General features: G+C 70.7%; 14 protein-coding genes. 7 read left to right on the top strand and 7 right to left on the bottom strand.

Annotated features, from left to right (window positions below; genetic code table 11):
- Nucleotides 1–616 precede the first annotated feature (616 nt).
- Nucleotides 617–2,044 carry an IS1380 family transposase gene (locus J2S43_RS02255; protein WP_306826865.1) on the bottom strand — a complete coding sequence of 476 codons (1,428 nt, stop codon included), beginning with the start codon at nucleotides 2,042–2,044 and terminating at the stop codon, nucleotides 617–619.
- Between the two features lie 152 nt (nucleotides 2,045–2,196).
- Between J2S43_RS02255 and J2S43_RS02260 the strand changes: the two genes are divergently transcribed.
- Entirely contained in the window at nucleotides 2,197–2,766 is a 570-nt protein-coding gene (locus J2S43_RS02260; RefSeq protein WP_306826866.1) for a DUF6444 domain-containing protein, read from the top strand.
- A complete protein-coding gene (locus J2S43_RS02265) occupies nucleotides 2,708–3,553 on the top strand; it encodes an IS66 family transposase (protein WP_306826867.1) in 846 nt (281 codons plus the stop codon). Before J2S43_RS02260 ends, J2S43_RS02265 begins: the two co-directional genes overlap by 59 nt.
- Here J2S43_RS02265 and J2S43_RS02270 read toward each other — a convergent pair.
- Nucleotides 3,540–4,856 carry an ISL3 family transposase gene (locus tag J2S43_RS02270; protein ID WP_306826563.1) on the bottom strand — a complete coding sequence of 439 codons (1,317 nt, stop codon included), beginning with the start codon at nucleotides 4,854–4,856 and terminating at the stop codon, nucleotides 3,540–3,542. The genes J2S43_RS02265 and J2S43_RS02270 overlap by 14 nt on opposite strands.
- A 344-nt stretch (nucleotides 4,857–5,200) precedes the next feature.
- The gene (locus tag J2S43_RS02275) at nucleotides 5,201–5,872 is read right to left on the bottom strand and encodes a Pr6Pr family membrane protein (protein WP_306826868.1); all 672 of its coding nucleotides are present in this window, start codon (nucleotides 5,870–5,872) and stop codon (nucleotides 5,201–5,203) included.
- A 92-nt stretch (nucleotides 5,873–5,964) separates the two neighbouring features.
- Here J2S43_RS02275 and J2S43_RS02280 point away from each other — a divergent pair, with 92 nt between their 5' ends.
- Entirely contained in the window at nucleotides 5,965–6,603 is a 639-nt protein-coding gene (locus tag J2S43_RS02280; protein ID WP_306826869.1) for a hypothetical protein, read from the top strand.
- Here the strand turns inward: J2S43_RS02280 and J2S43_RS02285 are convergent.
- Both J2S43_RS02285 and J2S43_RS02290 read right to left on the bottom strand, forming a co-directional pair.
- Nucleotides 6,588–8,546, bottom strand: coding sequence for an FUSC family protein (locus J2S43_RS02285; protein ID WP_306826870.1), 1,959 nt, complete (start codon nucleotides 8,544–8,546; stop codon nucleotides 6,588–6,590). The two genes, J2S43_RS02280 and J2S43_RS02285, sit on opposite strands and share 16 nt — an antisense overlap.
- Before the next feature lie 58 nt (nucleotides 8,547–8,604).
- Nucleotides 8,605–9,738: a Fic family protein gene (locus J2S43_RS02290; protein WP_306826872.1), complete on the bottom strand. Its 1,134-nt coding sequence runs from the start codon at nucleotides 9,736–9,738 to the stop codon at nucleotides 8,605–8,607.
- A 142-nt stretch (nucleotides 9,739–9,880) separates the two neighbouring features.
- Between J2S43_RS02290 and J2S43_RS02295 the strand changes: the two genes are divergently transcribed.
- Both J2S43_RS02295 and J2S43_RS02300 read left to right on the top strand, forming a co-directional pair.
- Entirely contained in the window at nucleotides 9,881–10,588 is a 708-nt protein-coding gene (locus J2S43_RS02295; protein WP_306826873.1) for a methyltransferase domain-containing protein, read from the top strand.
- An 8-nt stretch (nucleotides 10,589–10,596) separates the two neighbouring features.
- Nucleotides 10,597–11,772 carry an alkaline phosphatase family protein gene (locus tag J2S43_RS02300; RefSeq protein ID WP_306826874.1) on the top strand — a complete coding sequence of 392 codons (1,176 nt, stop codon included), beginning with the start codon at nucleotides 10,597–10,599 and terminating at the stop codon, nucleotides 11,770–11,772.
- Nucleotides 11,773–11,853: 81 nt separating this feature from the next.
- On the opposite strand, the gene J2S43_RS02305 is transcribed toward J2S43_RS02300, so the two are convergent.
- The gene (locus J2S43_RS02305) at nucleotides 11,854–13,461 is read right to left on the bottom strand and encodes an MDR family MFS transporter (protein ID WP_306826875.1); all 1,608 of its coding nucleotides are present in this window, start codon (nucleotides 13,459–13,461) and stop codon (nucleotides 11,854–11,856) included.
- On the bottom strand, nucleotides 13,458–14,126 hold the full coding sequence (locus tag J2S43_RS02310) for a TetR/AcrR family transcriptional regulator (protein ID WP_306826876.1): 669 nt from the start codon (nucleotides 14,124–14,126) through the stop codon (nucleotides 13,458–13,460). The genes J2S43_RS02305 and J2S43_RS02310 overlap by 4 nt, the downstream gene beginning before the upstream one ends.
- A gap of 116 nt (nucleotides 14,127–14,242) precedes the next feature.
- Between J2S43_RS02310 and J2S43_RS02315 the strand changes: the two genes are divergently transcribed.
- Together J2S43_RS02315 and J2S43_RS02320 are read left to right on the top strand one after the other, a co-directional pair.
- Nucleotides 14,243–15,502, top strand: a complete 1,260-nt coding sequence (locus J2S43_RS02315; protein ID WP_306826877.1) for a DNA polymerase IV — start codon at nucleotides 14,243–14,245, stop codon at nucleotides 15,500–15,502.
- 118 nt (nucleotides 15,503–15,620) lie between these two features.
- A complete protein-coding gene (locus J2S43_RS02320) occupies nucleotides 15,621–16,004 on the top strand; it encodes an SCO2097 family morphological protein (protein WP_306826878.1) in 384 nt (127 codons plus the stop codon).
- The last annotated feature ends 643 nt before the right edge of the window (nucleotides 16,005–16,647 follow it).

Genomic DNA, 16,647 nt, shown 5'->3' on the forward strand with positions numbered 1-16,647 from the left:
CGTTGGTGGAACCAGCGTGCTCGGGCTTGGTGGCGGCGTCGCCAGTTGCGCCAGTGGGTCGGTGATGACGCAGCTCAAGAATCGACCACATATCGACGACGGAAGACTCGATTTGCTCGATACTGACCTTGTCGAATTTTGGAATTTTTGGCTTCGGACGAGTTCCTGCATGACTCGACAATGATGTCGAGCGTCGAGTCGCTGGACCGATAGACGGTATATAGCTACGTGTGGGACGGTTCACCATCGTTGCGCAAGAAGTATCGATGCGATCGTTTAGTCCCATTCCCGTTACAATGATTGATGAAGGTGAATTCAATTCAATAGTTGATGTGGACCCGAGCCTATCGGTTGAATTGTCAATGACCAAGCCGTGGATGCTGTCGGAGGTTGGCTGCTACCTTTTGTTAGATACATATGCAGTAACTACTCAGGTTGTCGTTATCTGATGACTTGACCTCGATCCGTCAGATGGGTTCGCTCCCTGCCTGACCGTTTCGGCTTGACCGTTTTGTCCACTAGGTTCGGGCGTGTGATCGCCACGTGTCGCTGTGGGTGCGTGAGGTCTCCGGGCTCGGGAAGCGGCTTTCTGCTGGTAGGTGCAGGATTCGGCGGGTCAGGTGGCCAGTGGTGGCAGGGTGAGGCGTTGCCAGCACAGGGTGAACGCGTCGGCCCAGGGCCAGGTCTCGGGGATCGACAGCACGCGGCGGCGGGCGTGGGTGGCGAGTCTGCCGGGCAGGTGCAGGAGTCGGTAGCGCAGGGTGCCGGGTTCGGCGTGAGCGAGGTCGGCCTGGTCGTGCAGGCCGAGCAGCCGCATCCAGGCGGTCAGGTCGGCGGCGATGTTGCAGGTCAGGACCCAGCCGCGGTTGACGGTCCAGGCTTTCGACGGCAGGTTGCGCAGTCCCATGGCCTTGGCTTGCCGGACTTGATCTTCTACTCCAGCGTGAGCACGATGCAAAGCGTCGAGCCATTGCGGCTGGTGCGAGCCGGGCACCCCCGCGATGCGCGTGATGTTGGTGGCCACGATCTGGTAGCGCCAGCCGGTGCGTTTCTCCAGCTCGGTGAGGTTCTTGACGTGTCGGGCCGACGGCTTGGTACGTCGCACGAGCAGTCGCAGGGTGCCGGTCCAGCCGGCGAGCCGGGTGTTGAGGCCGGTCAGTTCCGCGACGTGTGCGTCGCTGGTGGCGGTGCCGTCCTGGTGGAGGCTGTCGGTCCAGGCGTCGGCGGGCAACCGGTCGATCGCGGTCTCGTCAGCCGCCGTGATCGTCCAGCCGACGGTGAACCTCACGCTGCGCCATACCCGGTTCATCTGTTCGAGGTGCTCAAGAAGCTCGTGAGTGGCGCCGGCGCCGTCGACGCGGATCAGCAGCTTGCGCCGGTAGGCGACCGGGAGCTGCGCGATCGCGTCACCGAGGACCCGGATGTGGTCAGCGACCGTGTTCGATCCGGCGTTACCGGATCGCAGCAGCATGGCCAGGCACTCCGACGTATTGGCACACCAGGCGCCAAGCGGGTGGAAGCCATAACCCTTCTTGAAGGTGGCCGCCGCGCCCTGCTTGTCGCTGTGAGCGGTGATCAGCGTGGCGTCCAGATCGATGACCACCCACCCGGTCAACAGCTTGCCGGCCACGCTCAGCCATGGAAAGCCTTGCGGGCGGCGGGCCAGCAGCGCCCACACGTGAGCGCGGACCTTCGCCCGCGCGGTGCCGATCCGTTTCAGTGTCTTCTCGTCGAGGCCGGCCAGGGTCCGCCGGACGGTCGCCTCCGACGGCCGGCCACCGAAGACCAGGCCCTGATGGGCGAGCAACGCAATGTCGGACATGCTCGTGGCGCCGAGCACGATCACGACCGCCAACGAGATCAGAACCGTGCCGCGATCCCACCAGCCAGGACCATTACCGCGCGGCAGCACCTGGTTCAAACCCCTGGTCAGACCGGTCCGATCAGCGCATTTACGCAGCAAGACCGCGCCCGCGTGCCCGACCAGGCCCTTCCCGTCCGAGCTGACGATCAGCCGCTGATCCCATCCACTACTCTTACTCACCAGAAAGGTGCACCCTGCTCTGCTGTGGACATGGCGTAGACACCCACATCCTTGCAGGCCAGGTGCACCTTTCGTTTACCGCCCTCGATCAGTCAAATCCCCTCTGAATAGGGGAGGTTGATCTTGTTGGGGTTGTTGGGCAGGGTGTCCGGGTGCCTGACGTGCCGTCCATCGTGGAGCTGCTGGAGCGGCTCGTCGCGTTGGAACAGGCGGTTGCGATCCAAGACGCGCGGATCGAGGTCTTGGAGGCGGAGAACGCCGAGTTACGGCGCCGGTTGGGTCAAAACCCGCGGAACTCGCACCTGCCGCCCTCGTCGCAGGGCCTGGACAAGCCGGCACCGAAGTCGTTGCGAGGGCGAACGGGTCGGCGTTCGGGTGGTCAGGACGGTCACCCCGGTCGCACGCTGCGCCAGGTCGATGATCCGGACGATGTCGTGTGTCACGAGCCCGTCGCCTGTGGCGGGTGTGGCGGCGGTCTCGCCGATGCGCCGATGGCCGCGGTGACACGGCGTCAGGTGTTCGAGATCCCGCGGATCAGGGCCCGGGTCACCGAACATCAACTGATCGCCCGGCGTTGCGCGTGTGCGGTGGTGACCTGTGCGGACGCCCCGGCCGGGGTGGACGCGCCGGTGCAGTACGGGCCCCGGCTGGCCGCGATCGGGGGTGTATCTGCTGGTGGCGCAGTTCGGGGCGCAGAAACGCGTCGCGCAGAGCGTCAGTGATCTGTTCGGGGTGCCGATCTCCGCGGGCAGCGTCGCCGCGTTGACCGCCCGTGCCGCCCGCCGGCTCGAGGGTGACTTCCTGTCCGCGCTGCGCACCGCCCTGACCGGGGCTGCGCTGGTGCACTTCGACGAGACCGGGTTCCGGGTCGCGGGCCGCCTGCACTGGGTCCACTCCGCATCCTCGAGTAAATACAGCCTGCTCTACGTGCATCGCAAACGCGGCCGTGACGCCATCGACGCCGGCGAGATCCTGCCCTCTTTCACGGGGATCGCCGTGCATGACGCCTGGGCACCGTATGACTGCTACCCGCAGGCCACCCACGCGTTGTGCTGCGCGCATCTGCTGCGCGAACTGATCGCTGCGGGTGAGCTCGACCCCCGAGCGCCCTGGGCCCAGCAGAGCATCGACGCGCTACTCGGCTTGAAGACCGCCGCGGACGCGGCCCTCGCAGCAGGCCTGGACCACCTCGATCCGCAGGTTCTGGCCGCAGGGATCGCCTCGTTCCGCCACGCTGCCCTGATCGGGGTCAAGGACCACACCAGCCAGGACACCCAGATCGGCAGGAAACCGGCCGCGCTGGCCCGCCGGATGCGTGACCGCATCGACGACTACCTACGCTTTGCCAGAAACCCGCGAGACTGCCCGTTCGACAACAACCCGGCCGAACGCGAAGTCCGCATGGTCAAAATCCGGCAGAAAATCTCCGGCAGCATGCGAACCCTCACCGGCGCCGAACACTTCTGCCACCTGCGCTCATACCGGCTCTTCGAGGTTAAGCGGGGTTGAGGTGGCCGCGGGATTTTCGGGTGGTGGCGGCGCGGGTGCGTAGGCGTTGGTTTTCGGGGTTGCGGAAGCCGTAGGCGTTGCGGGCGACGGTTTTGATGACGCGGTTGGTGCCCTCGGAGCCGGCGTTGGTGATGCCGGTGTGGAGGAACGCGAGGATCTGCGGCCACCAGGTCTCGATCGTGCGGGCGAGGCGGGTGAGTTCGGGCTGGCCGGAGTCGGCGCAGCGGGTGTAGAAGCGGTGCAGGTGCCGGGTGATGGTTTCGCGGTTCGGGTGGGTGCGGGCCAGGGCGAGGAGGTCGAGGAGGTCTTCCTTGGCGTTCCATGCGGCCAGGATCGGTGTGCTGATCTTGGCTGGCAGGGTGGTGAGGTCGTCGCAGAGTTTGTCGACGCGTTCGGCGCGGAGCCGGCGTGCGGAGCGGGTCAGGCGGTTGCGTAGGTCCCATTCGAGGTCTCCGGCCCGGCCCCGGCGGCCGCGGTGCTGGACGGTGATCCGGCGGCGGACGTCGTTGAGGGCCTGGTGGGCGAGTTGCACGACGTGGAAGTGATCGACGACCAGGATCGCGTGTGGTAGCGCGGTGGTGATCGCGGATTTGAAGATCGTGCACATGTCGATCGCCACGTATCGGACCTGGTCACGCCAATCCTGGCTGCGGGCGGTAAGCCAGTCGATCACGGTCTGGGCGGTCCGGCCCTCGACCTGGCCGAGGAGCCCTTGGCCGCCGGTCAGGTCACACATGCCGACGTGCCACCGGTCCACGCTCGTCTGCCACGCCTGGGTGACCGGGTCGAACTCCCATTTCGGCCGGCCCCGGCGGGTCTCGTCGATCCCCAGCACCTCGACCGGATCGGGCTCGGCGGGCAGCACCGCTGCGGCGTGAGCGGTGAACGCCGCCGCGACGACCGGCCACGACAGTCCGTGATCACGGGCCGATTGCACGACCGTCCGCCCGCCGTCAGCGACTGCGGCCCCGGCCGCGGCGCGGAGCCTGCCGGTCAGTCTCGCCCGGGCCGGGACCTGCCCGACCTGCTCGGTGAACGACACACGCGGACAACTATCGGTCGGGCAGTGCCAGCGGCGTTTACGCCACCGCAACCGCACCGTCCGGCCGGCGACCGGCAGATCCCGCGGCCGGGTCGTGACCCACGCCTTCACCCGCACCGCCTCCTGACCGCAGTCCGGGCAGCAACGCGCCTGCTCACACCCAGTGGACAAGACCACCACCGGCACACCAGCGGCATCCAGCTCGACCCGATCGACGACCAGGCCGTCAAGGCCCAGCAGCCGGGTCGTATCGTTGACCATGCTCGCAGCTCTTCACTTGTGACTATCCGATCTAGACACTCAGATGATCACCGACGAGCTGCGAGCCCGCTACGTCCGGGTCGCCGTCAACACCGCACCCCGCTCAACTTCGAAGAGCCCCCATACCTCGCCACCGCCACCAAACACAGCATCAACCTCTACGACGCCCTCGTCCAACTCACGTCCGGCCGGCAATTGATCCCCGTGATTAGCGGACCTGAGTAGTTACCATACGCAGACTAATAACTCTCGATGGAAGATCTCCGTCGGGCGCTCACTGAGTAGATCGCCGCACGCCGTTTCCGGCGTGGCCAGCCCGGGATCGGCGGCCGGAGGGAACAACGTCAGCGCCGGAGACAAGCGTTCGTACGTGCCGGCGCGGTCGTTTCCTGCTGGTTCTTTCGGTGAACGACCCGGTCGAGGCCCAGCAGGAGGACGGCGAGCACGGCGAACTCGAGCGCGAGGATGCCGAACTGCTGAGCGACCCAGCCGTACCCGTTCACCGTGGGGTTCAGGAAGAAGTAGGGGTACGGGTTCGGGTAGCCCGGGTAGACGAACGCGCGGAACTCGGCGAAGAGGCCGTAGCCGAGCGGGAAGAGCAGCCAGAGCGGCAGGTGGGACCACGGGATCACGCGGAACGGGCCGACCAGGAGCCAGTCGGCCAGCGCGAGCGCGGGAACCACGTAGTGCAGCGCGAACGCGCACCACTCGAAGATCAGGTCGTCGCCGTTGACCAGCGGCGGGAACGGGTTCGCGCCGTTGTTGAGCAGGAAGTGCGCGACCAGGCCGGTGATCGCCAGCCAGTAGACCACGGCCCCGCGCAGGCGGGGCGCGGGCGACGTCACCTCGCGGGCGCGGATCATCCGCCGGACCGCCCAGGCGTAGTAGGCCAGCGCGACCAGGTTGGTCTGCACGGTGAAGTAGGTCAGCGAGTTCTCCATGAAGAACAGGCCGAACGCCGCCGCCACGACGATCGCCACGCGCAGCCACAGCTCGGGGCGCAACCATGTCGCCATTACCGCCGCCTCTCCCTCATCACGGTGGTTCACACCGTAGATCAACCGCCGGGAGGGGCCATCGAGGGCGGTGGTGATCACATAATGGGGCGATGACCGGGATGCAGATCGGCGACGCGCACGGCGTCGCGCTGGTGGGACGCGTGATCGAATCGGTGCGGGCGGATCCGGGGCGGTCGATGCTGAGCTATCGCACGGTGCCGTGGGTGGCGGGCGGGGAGCCGCGGCCGGTGACGGAGACGCTCACGTTCCCGTCCGGGCGGCCGCTGCCGCCGAGCCTGCGGGCGTGGCTCGCGTTCGACGCGAGCCTGATGGAGCGCAACGACTGGTTCGACGAGGACGGCGCGCTCGCGCCGCGCACGCTGGCCGAGCTGGTCGGCGACGAGCTGGGTGATCCGTGGGGTGAGCTGTTCGAGCCGGTCGCGGACCGGTTCGGTGAGTGCTTCCTGCTGCCGGGTGGCTCGGACTCGCGGCGCGTGCTGGTGGTGACGGAGCCGGACGCGGCCGGTGAATACCCGATCCTCGCGGTGGACGTGGACGACCTGCCGTGCGCGGTGCTGATGTACCCGGGGTTCGACGTCTACCTGGCCTCGACCGCGGAGCTGATCTCGACGGCGGACGGCGCCGGATATGACGCGATCATGAAGGATCCGGTGTACGGGGCGCGCATGCGGGAGCACGCGAAGCGGCTGTTCGGCGGCGGGACGTCGATCGACTATCCGTTCGACTGAGCGGTCAGGCGGGTCGCGGCGGCGGTCAGGGCATGGCGGGCGCGCTGTTCGGTGCGCAGCACCATCTCGGCGTCGGTCGGGGTGCGGCCGGGCTCGCCGGAGACCACGTCGTGCGCCTCCCGCACCGCGGTGAGCAGCGTCGCCACCCGGCGCGCGGCCGGCAGCGGGTCGGCGCCCGGGTCGGCCAGGCGTTCGCGCAGCTCACCGACCGCGGCGCGGCAGGCCGCGGTGACGGACTCCAGATGGCGTACGGCCGCGCGGTTGCGGATCAGCACGGCGCAGAGCAGGCCGACCACGGCGCCGAGCACGGTCTGCAGCAGCCGGTCGCGCACCAGCCCGGTCGCGGGCGCGGGATGCGCCAGCTCGCCGGCCAGGATCGCCAGCGGCGTGACCGCCAGCATCGCCAGCCCGTAGTTGCGCACCACCAGCAGCTCCGCCACGACCTGCAACAGCACGATCGCGGCGACGAACGACCACTGGCCGGGCAGCAGCACCACCGCAGCCGCGGCCAGCGCCACGCCGAGCACGGTGCCGAGCGCGCGCTGCACGGTCCGGTGCACGGAGCCGAGCAGGTTCGGCGTCTGCAGCACCGCGACCGCGGAGACCGCGGCCCAGTAGCCGTGCCCGAGATCGGCGTCCCGGGCCGGCAGCGTGGCGAGCGCACCGGCGGCCAGCGCGCCCAGCACCACCCGGACGGCGACCGGGATCGCCGGGCCGCCGAGCCAGGTCCGGCGCGGATCGGCCGGATCGGGCCGCAGGAAGCGCGGCCGGCTGCCCAACTCCGCCGCGAGGTGCCGCCCGGCCACCTGCGCGATCTCGGCCCGGCTGCGGCGGACCCGCGGGATCGGCCCGGACCGGCCGACCTGCGCGGCCAGCCCCCGCAACCCGGCCCAGTCCACCGGCGCACCGCCGTGATCCACACGCTCCGCGGTATCGCCGGAAGCGCGGCCGGCAGCCGCGGCGGGGTCGGTGCCGTCCGGAGCCGCGAGCGGCCGGGGAACCGCCGTGCGCCGGGGAACCGCGGTGCCTTCGGGAACCGCGGCGGGCCGGGACGACTCCGCGGCGTCCGAGACGCCACCGCCGCTCGATGCGGCGGCGCTGTCCTGATGAGCGGTTCCGCCGGTGACCCCAGCTGTCGCGGAGTCCGGTGGACCGGCCGTCCCGCCCGGCGCCCAGGACGGTGCCCGCCGCGCGGCCTCGCCCTCGACGTGCACCGCCGCGAACGCGCTCTCCGCGTGCGCGGTCAGTGCCTCCAGGTCCGCGATCAGCGCGCCGCGCGGTCCGGACGGCGGCCGGGCCGGGAGCGCGCGCCAGGCCCGCTCCACCGCCACCGCCGCCCGGTGCCGCAGCACCAGCCCGGACGTGCGCGGCGCGACGTCCTCCAGCGCCGCGACCGCGCGCAGCGCCCGGGCCACGGCCAGGCGGCGCGGCGCGTCCCGGTCGACGGCCGCGCCGGCCAGCGCCACCAGCCACGCCCAGGCCGCCGCACCCGCGGCGAGCGCCGCGTTGCGCCAGACCGCGCCGGCCGTCACCGGAAGCGCGCTCGCCACGGCCGCCGCGAACGCGAACATCAGCCCGGCCGGTGGCCCGACCCGGAAGGCGGTGCAGAGCCAGGTGGCGACGCCGCCCACCAACGCCACCACCACGATCGGCGCGACGCCGCCGATCAGCGCGGCCACCGTGCCGACGGTGACGGCCGCGACCAGCCCGAGTGCCACCAGCGCAAGCTGCCGGGACCGCGGCCGGTAGAGCTCGTCACGCGCGTAGAGCGCGGTGAACGACCCGAACGCGGCCGTCGCCGCCCACCCCGGCTCGCCGAGAGCGACAAGACCCGCCATCGGTACGGCCACCGCCAGCCCCGCCCGGAACGCGAACGCCCAGTCGGCGTCGACGGGCCGGATGCGCACGGCCTCCCGCCACGCCGACCTCGCGGCGGACGTCACGGCAGCTCCAGGCGGTTGTTCAGCGGCACCGGGCCAGCGTAGTGACGGGTGCCGCGCCCTACTGCGCGTAGGGGTCGCGGCCGGGACCACGTACCGCGGCGGCGGCCGCCTCCGCGATGTCCGTGGCGATGCCGTCGAGCACGTACACCCTGGTGGTGGCATTGCCTCGCGGCCTCAGAAGCCCTGCGCGTGTCAATGCCTGGATGTCGCGGATGGCCTGGTCACGGCTGAGACCCTCATCCTGCTGATAGGTGGTCCGCCGCACCTCGCCGACCGCGGCGGCGTAGAGAGCGGAGACCGTGCGCTCCGGAAGACCGCGTTCCCCGGCCAGGCGAGCCAGGTCGTGCCACAGGCGCACCGTCCAGTCGTACCGCCGTCGCACGCGTTGCGCCTGCCGGTGATGCGCCGCGAGCACGAACCGGAGCCACGGGTGTGCGTCTCGGTCCGGTTGGAAGCTGCCCTGCTGCGTGGACCGGAGCGCCTCGTAGTACTGCACCGTGTTGGTGTGCTCACCCAGCCACTCCTCGATCGAGGAGAACTCGGGCGCCAGCTCGCCCATGCGGGCCAGCACCAGCGTGTGCAGCGCCCTCGCGGTGCGGCCGTTGCCGTCGCGCCAGGGGTGGATGCAGACGAGGTTGAGATGAGCCATGGCGGCTCGCGCGTACGCCGGGGAATCGAGGTCGCCGCCGTGCAGCCACTCGATCAGCTCGCTCATCAGGGCGGGAATCCGGTCGGCGTCGGGCCCGGTGTACGCCGGTTCGAGCGGGTCGCTGCTCGTGACGTAGATGTGGCCGGCACGGTAGCGTCCCGGCCACTTCGCGGGCTGATACTTCGTGATCATGAAGTGCAGCGCGGACAGCAGCGTCTCCGAGTAGTCGAAGAAGCCCATCATCGGCACCTGCCGCACGTAGGTCATCGCGTCCCGGTAGCCGATGACCGCCTGCTGGGTCTCGTCGCCGGCGTCGGCGGACATGGGGGCGTGCTCCACCAGCGCCCGCGCGTCCGAGTTACTGATCGTGATGTTCTCGATGGTGTTCGAGCCCTGGATCGCGGCCGCGAACAGGCTTCGGCGTAGCTGGCCCTCCCATCGGGGCTTGGACCGCAGGTGCGCGCGCAGCTCGGAGCGCATCGCGCCGAGTTCTTCGAGCACGTGCAGGTCCGCCGCGTCGAGAGCGGGCATCGCGTACAGCATGCGCTCATGCTATAGCGCAAGTAGCATGGATTGATCGCCTAAGAGCCGTGCTCCGGCCTGGACCGCGCCTCGCTCCGACCCCCCTCATGAACCATGCCCTAGGCTCGGTGAGGTGGAGCGCACACCGATCCTGGGACCGCCGATGACACCTCGCACCGCCGCCGTGTGGGAGGCGCTGCGCCGTGAGCTGCGCCGGGCCGGCGACCGTGAGCTGACCGTGCTGGATGTGGGCGGGGGCACCGGCGGGTTCGCGGTGCCGCTGGCCGAGCTGGGCCACCGGGTGACCGTGGTGGACGCGAGCCCGGACGCGCTGGCCACGCTGGTCCGCCGGGCCACCGACGCGGGCGTGGCCGGCCGGGTGCACGCGGTGCAGGGTGACGGCGACGCGCTGGCCGCGCTGATCGGCGACGAGTCCGCCGACCTGGTGCTCTGCCACGCGGTGCTGGAGATCGTCGACGATCCGGCCGGCGTGGTGACCGCGGTCGCGGCGGCGCTGCGGCCGGGCGGCGCGCTGAGCCTGCTGGTCGCGGGCCGGGCCGCGGCCGTGCTGGGCCGCGCGATCAACGGTCACCTGGACGCGGCGTCCCGCGTGCTCGCCGACCCGTCCGGATGCGCCGGGCCCAAGGACACGCTGCGCCGGCGGTACGACGCGGCGACCGCGTCCGCACTGCTGGAGACCGCGGGACTGACGGTGGAGCAGATCCACGGGGTGCGGGTCTTCGCCGACCTGCTGCCCGCCGCGGTCGCGGAGGCCGGCCCGCAGGCGCTGCTCGACCTGGAGCTGGCCGCGGCCGCCCACCCGCCGTACCGGGATCTCGCCGCCCAGCTGCACCTCTTCGCCCGGAAGTGAACCCGGCAATGAGCACGGGCGACCCGTTCGAGGTGGTCCGGCCCGCATACGGCCGGGCCAGCCTCGCGGACGTGCTGCCGTCCGCGCTCGCGGTCCTGGGCGTGCCCGGCTCGCCGGACCTCCTCGGTCTTCAAGAACAGCTTCCGGGGGTACGCCGGATCGCCGTGCTCCTGGTCGACGGGTTCGGCACGTTCCAGCTGCCGGCGGCGTCCGCGATCGGTGGCACGATCGCGGACCTGAGCGCCGGCCGCCTGGGTCGTCACACGCAGCTGACCTCGGGTTTCCCGTCCACCACGCCGGCCAGCCTGGTCACGCTCGGCACCGGCGCGCCGCCCGGCGAGCACGGCGTGCTGGGCATCTCGCTGCACGTACCCGGGACTGATCGGGTCTTGCAGCTGCTGCACTGGGGTGACGATCCGGACCCGGTGACGTTCGTGCCGGTGCCGACGCAGCTGTCGCGCGCTTCCGCGGCCGGTGTGCGCACGACGTCCGTCACCCGGCCGGAGTTCTTCGGCAGCGGCCTGACCACGGCCGCGAACCGGGGCGGTGCGTTCCGTGGCGCGTCGGACGTGGACGAGCTGGTCACCGAGATCCTCGGCGCGCTGGCCGACGGCGAGCCACCGGTGCTGGTCTCCGGGTACTTCCGCGACCTGGACAAGGCCGGGCACCAGTCCGGCCTCACCTCGCCGGAGTGGGCGGCCGCGGCCGTGGCCGTGGACGCGCTGATCACCCGCCTCGCGGACGGCCTGCCCGGGGACGCGGCGCTGCTGGTGACCGCCGATCACGGCCAGATCGACGTGCCCGAGGACCGGCGGTACGACCTGGACGCCGACCCGCGCCTGTCGGCCGGCGTGCGGTTCGTGGCCGGTGAGTCGCGGGTCCGCTACCTGCACGTGGAGCCGGGCGCGGCGGACGACGTGATCGCGGCCTGGCGCGCGGTGCTCGGCCCGGACGCGGACGTGGTGCCGCGTGCCGAGGCGGTCGCGGCCGGCTGGTTCGGCCCGGTGGCCGAGGCGCACCTGGCCCGGGTCGGCGACGTGGTGGTGACCATGCGGGACCGGGCGATCGTGCTGGCGACCGCGCACGAGCCACCGGCGGTCTCCCGGCTGATCGCGTTCCACGGCGCGAACACCGCCGCGGAGATGTCCGTCCCCCTCTTCGTGATCACCCCTACCGCGCGCTGATCGCGCCCGTTGACGCAGTGATCGGGGCGTCCCTCATGCCGTTCCAACGGCATGAGGGACGCCCCGATCATGGAGTTAGGATCAGTGCGTCATCGGGGACGGGGCGGGCGTGTGGTTGCCCTCCTCGGCCAGGCGGTCCAGGCCGCTCGTGGTCTTGAGCGGCACCTCCTTGATGAAGATCACCGTGAGCAGCGTCAGCACCGCGAACGGGACCGCGACCAGGAACAGGTCGCCGATCGCGTCGCCGTACGCGTTCTGGATGATCGTCACCAGCTCCGGCGGCAGTGTGGACAGGTCCGGCACCGCGCCGTGCCCGCCACCGCCGGGTGCGCCCGCCGCGGCCGGGCCGAGCGAGTCCGCCATGTTGGCGGTGACCCGGTTGGCCAGGATCGCGCCGAGCACGCTGACGCCGACCGAGCCGCCGAGGCTGCGGAAGAACGAGATCACCGACGTCGCGGCACCGAGCTCGTGCGCGGGCACATCGTTCTGCGCGGCGAGCACCAGGTTCTGCATGAGCAGGCCGACGCCGACGCCGAGCACGGCCATCTCCGCGCCGAGGACCCACAGGCTGGTGTCCGCGCCGATCGTGCTGAGCAGCCCGAGGCCGGCGATCATGATGATCGCGCCGGCGACCAGGTACATCTTCCACTTGCCGGTCTTGGTGATCATGGCGCCGGCGATCGTGGACGAGACCATCAGACCGAAGATCATCGGCAGGCTGAGCAGCCCGGCCTCGGTCGGCGACTTGCCCAGCGAGAGCTGGAAGTACTGCGACAGGAAGACCGTGCTGCCGAACATCGCGACGCCGACCAGCAGGCTGCCGATCGTGGCCAGGCTGACCGTGCGGGACCGGAAGATGCCCAGCGGGATGATCGGCTCGGAGACCCGGGACTCGACCACCAGGGCCAGCGCGATCAGCACCAGGCCGCCGGTGACCAGGCCCGCGGTCCACGCGGACAGCCACCCGAAGTTGTTGCCGGCCAGCGTGACCCAGATGAGCAGCATGGAGACGCCCGACATGATCAGGAACGCGCCCAGGTAGTCGACCTTGACCTTGCGGCCGAGCGTGGGCAGCTTCAGCGTCTTCTGCAGCAGGAAGATCGCCAGCAGTGCGAACGGCACGCCGAAGAAGAACGTCCAGCGCCAGCCCAGCCACTCGGTGTCGACCAGCAGGCCGCCGATCAGCGGACCGGCCACGGTGCCGGTGGCGAAGACCGCGCCGAAGATGCCGGAGTAGCGGCCCAGCTCGCGCGGCGGGATGATCGCGGCCATCACGACCTGCACCAGCGCGGTCAGGCCGCCGGCGCCGATGCCCTGCACGACCCGGCTCGCGATGAGCACCTCCGGGTTCGGCGCGAAGCCGGCCAGGAGGGAGCCCACCACGAACAGGCCCAGGCTCAGCTGGATCAGCAGCTTCTGGTTGTAGAGGTCGGCGAGCTTGCCCCAGAGCGGGACGGTCGCGGTCATCGCGAGCAGTTCGGCGGTGACCACCCAGGTGTAGACGGACTGTCCGCCGCCGAGGTCGGAGATGACCCGGGGCAGTGCGTTGGCCACCACCGTGGAGGCGAGGATCGAGACGAAGATGCCCATCATCAGGCCGGTGAGGGCCTCGTTGATCTGGCGCTTCGTCATGCGCGGGGCTGGCACGTCGCCGGTCTTGGCGACGAGTCCCGCTGGGGCGGTGGTCATGAAATCTCCAGAGGCGGGATCGAGTGGCAGACCGCGGCGTCGAGGTCGGCGATGGTGATCGGAGGTTCGGTGATCGGGGTGTGACCGTGGGCACGCAGGCCGTCCAGCGTGATGCGCAGCTGGCGTCGCCACAGGCCCGGCCGGCCTGCCTCGGTGAGCTCGATGATCTTGCCGATGGCCATCATGGTCAGCGCGATGTCCGCCTCGCCCACGTCCGGCCGCAGCTCCCCGGCCGTGTGCGCGCGGTCGAGCAGCAGGTTGATCACCTCGCTCATCCGGGCCCGGCAGTCGTCCAGCAGCGACGTGGTGGCCAGCACCCGGAAGACGCCGTCCATCAGCGCGCGGTCCGCGTTCTGCCGGGCCAGCGCGTCCTCAAGGAACGCCTTCAGGCCGGCCCACGGCTCGCTGGCCCGGGCCGCGTGCAGCGCCTCGTCCATCCAGGCGTCGAAATCCGCCTTGATCACGGCGCCGAGCAGCTGGTCCTTCGTGGCGAAGTGCCGGTAGAGCGTGCCCATGCCGACGCCGGCGGCGCGGGCGATCTCCCGCACGTCGACGTTGGCACCACGCTCGGCGAACGCCGCGGTGGCCGCGGACAGGATCTGCTCGCGGTTGCGCACGGCGTCCCGGCGCTGCTGCCGGGCGTTGGCGGTGGTCTGGACGGTCACGCCGAAACGGTAGCGGCTTACCGGAGCAACCGCTCCGCATTTTCCAGTGAACCGGAGCACATGCTCCGTTCTGTCGGCATCACAGGATGTCAGGGGGTGGGGCTAGCGTGTCGCCCATGGGGCGAAGTCAGGCCGTGGGCCGCGAGCGGGACCCGCGTTTCGGGGCGGACGCGGACGACACCGGCTGCCCGATCCTGCACGTCGACATGGACGCGTTCTATCCGTCCGTCGAGATCCAGCGGCGCCCCGCGCTGCGCGGCCAGCCGGTGATCGTCGGCGGTCTCGGCAACCGTGGCGTGGTCAGCTCCGCCAGCTATGAGGCCCGCGAGTTCGGCGTGCGCAGTGCGATGCCGATGGCCCGGGCCCGTGCGCTCTGCCCGCACGCGGTGTTCCTCTCGCCCGACTTCGAGGCCTACACCGCCGCCTCGCGGACCGTGATGCGGATTCTCCGGGACACCACGCCGCTGGTCGAGCCGCTCTCGCTGGACGAGGCGTTCCTCGACGTCGGCGGCGCCCGGCGACTGCTCGGCCGCCCGGCGGAGATCGCCGCGAAGATCCGCGCCCAGGTTCTCGACGAGCTCGGCCTGACCTGCACGGTCGGCGTCGCGCCGACGAAGTTCCTGGCCAAGCTGGGCTCCACCCGCGGCAAGCCGGACGGTCTGATGATCATCCCGGCCGGCCTCGTGCTGGAGTTCCTGCACCCGCTGCCGGTCGCCGCGCTCTGGGGCGTGGGGGAGCGGTCCGCGGAAACACTTCAACGACTCGGCCTGCGGACGGTCGGTGACCTGGCCCACGCGCCGGTGTCGCTGCTGCGCTCCGGTGTCGGCGAGGCGGCCGCGGCCCACCTGCACGAGCTGTCCTGGGGCCGGGACCCGCGCGGCGTCCAGCCCGAGCACGTGGACAAGTCGATCGGGGCCGAGGTGACGTTCGACACTGATCTCGTCGACCCGGACGGGATCCGGCGAACCCTGCTGGGGCTCTCCGGCAAGGTCGCGGCGCGGCTGCGCGCGGCCGGGCACGCGGGCCGGACCGTCTCCATCAAGATTCGGCGAGCCGACTTCCAGACGCTGAACCGGTCCCGCACGATCGCCTCACCGACGGACGTGGCCCGGGAGATCTTCGATACCGCGTGGGCGCTTTACGCTGCTATGCCGCATACCGGCCCGCTCCGGCTCGTGGGTGTCCGGGTCGAGGGCCTGGTCGACGGCGCGTCCGCGGCCCGGCAGCCGCAGCTGGGCGCGCCCGAGCACGGCTGGCGGGAGGCCGAGACCGCGATCGATGCGGCGGCGGCCCGGTTCGGCGGTGCGGTGATCGGCCCGGCCAGCCTTCTCGGCCGCGGGGAGCGACGGCGGCCGGAAAATCCCTCCCGACCGTGAGTCGTCCCGCTTTCCGCATCGCGACACCCCTCGTAGACTGGCGGGTAAGCAGCCTTACCGGGCTGCCACGGTCTGTCGGCCCACCCCGGGCCGGCACAGCTGACCGGGGAGGAGTGCCGTGCCGCTCTCGGAGCACGAGCAGCGGCTGTTCGATCAGATCGAGCGGTCGCTGGCCGAGGACCCGAAATTCGCCTCGGCGGTGCGCGCCAGCGATCCGCGCTTTCAGGCGCGGCGTCGTCTGATCGTCGCCGCTGTCGCGATCATCGCCGGGCTCGCTTTGCTTGTCTATGGTGCGGTGAGCAAATTTCCGCTGCTCGGCGTGGCCGGTTTTGTGGTCATGCTCGGTGCCGCGGCGTTCGCCATGACGTCGTACCGTAAGTCGCAATCGCCCGATCTGCACGTCGTCGGCGGCACCGCCAGCCGGCGCACCAGACAACGCCGCCTGTCGTTCATCGACCGGCTGGAGGAGCGCTGGCGTCAGCGCCCCGAAGGGCATCGCTGACCAGATCCGACACACCCGCAGGCGACGCGACCGGGCCGGTGCGAACCGGCCCGGACGCCTGTCCGGGGCCAGTCGGCCGGTCCGCTCCAGCCGTGCCGGTGAATCCGCCTGATGTGCGAAAACCGGCGGTTCGGCACTGGACGGTCTGTTTTGCACGGATCGCATCAACCGCGGAAGTCTGCGTTTCCAGGCAGGTCGCGCCCGAAATCTCGGCATAAGCCGACTAGCGAATCGCAGCTTTCTCGTGCCTCAGGGCGACGCGCCGCCGCTCACATATAACGAGCTGCTTTACCGAAATATCGGGCGCTTTGTGCCCGATCGCGAAATGTCGACCCGCCGCACTGCGCTGCCACGCTGCCGGTCTACCGCACTGGCGGTTTGCGGTCTCCAGGCCACTGCGCCGCCGGTCTGCCGCGCCGGTCTGTTCCGCACGCCGGTCTCCGCGCTGCGCCGCTGCGCTGCCCGAGGTGCCCGCCATGCTGGCAGTACTGTGCCGCCGGTCTGCCGCGTTGCGCCGGTCTGCCGCGTTGCCCCGCCGGTCCGCCGTGGTCGCGGTTTGCCGCGCCGCGCCGCGCCGCTGCCCGAGGTGCCACGCCGCTGCGCTGCCCGAGGTGCCGCGCCACGCTGACGGCTGTGCTGCGCC

It is taken from the genome of Catenuloplanes nepalensis (assembly GCF_030811575.1).
Taxonomy (GTDB): Bacteria; Actinomycetota; Actinomycetes; order Mycobacteriales; family Micromonosporaceae; genus Catenuloplanes; species Catenuloplanes nepalensis.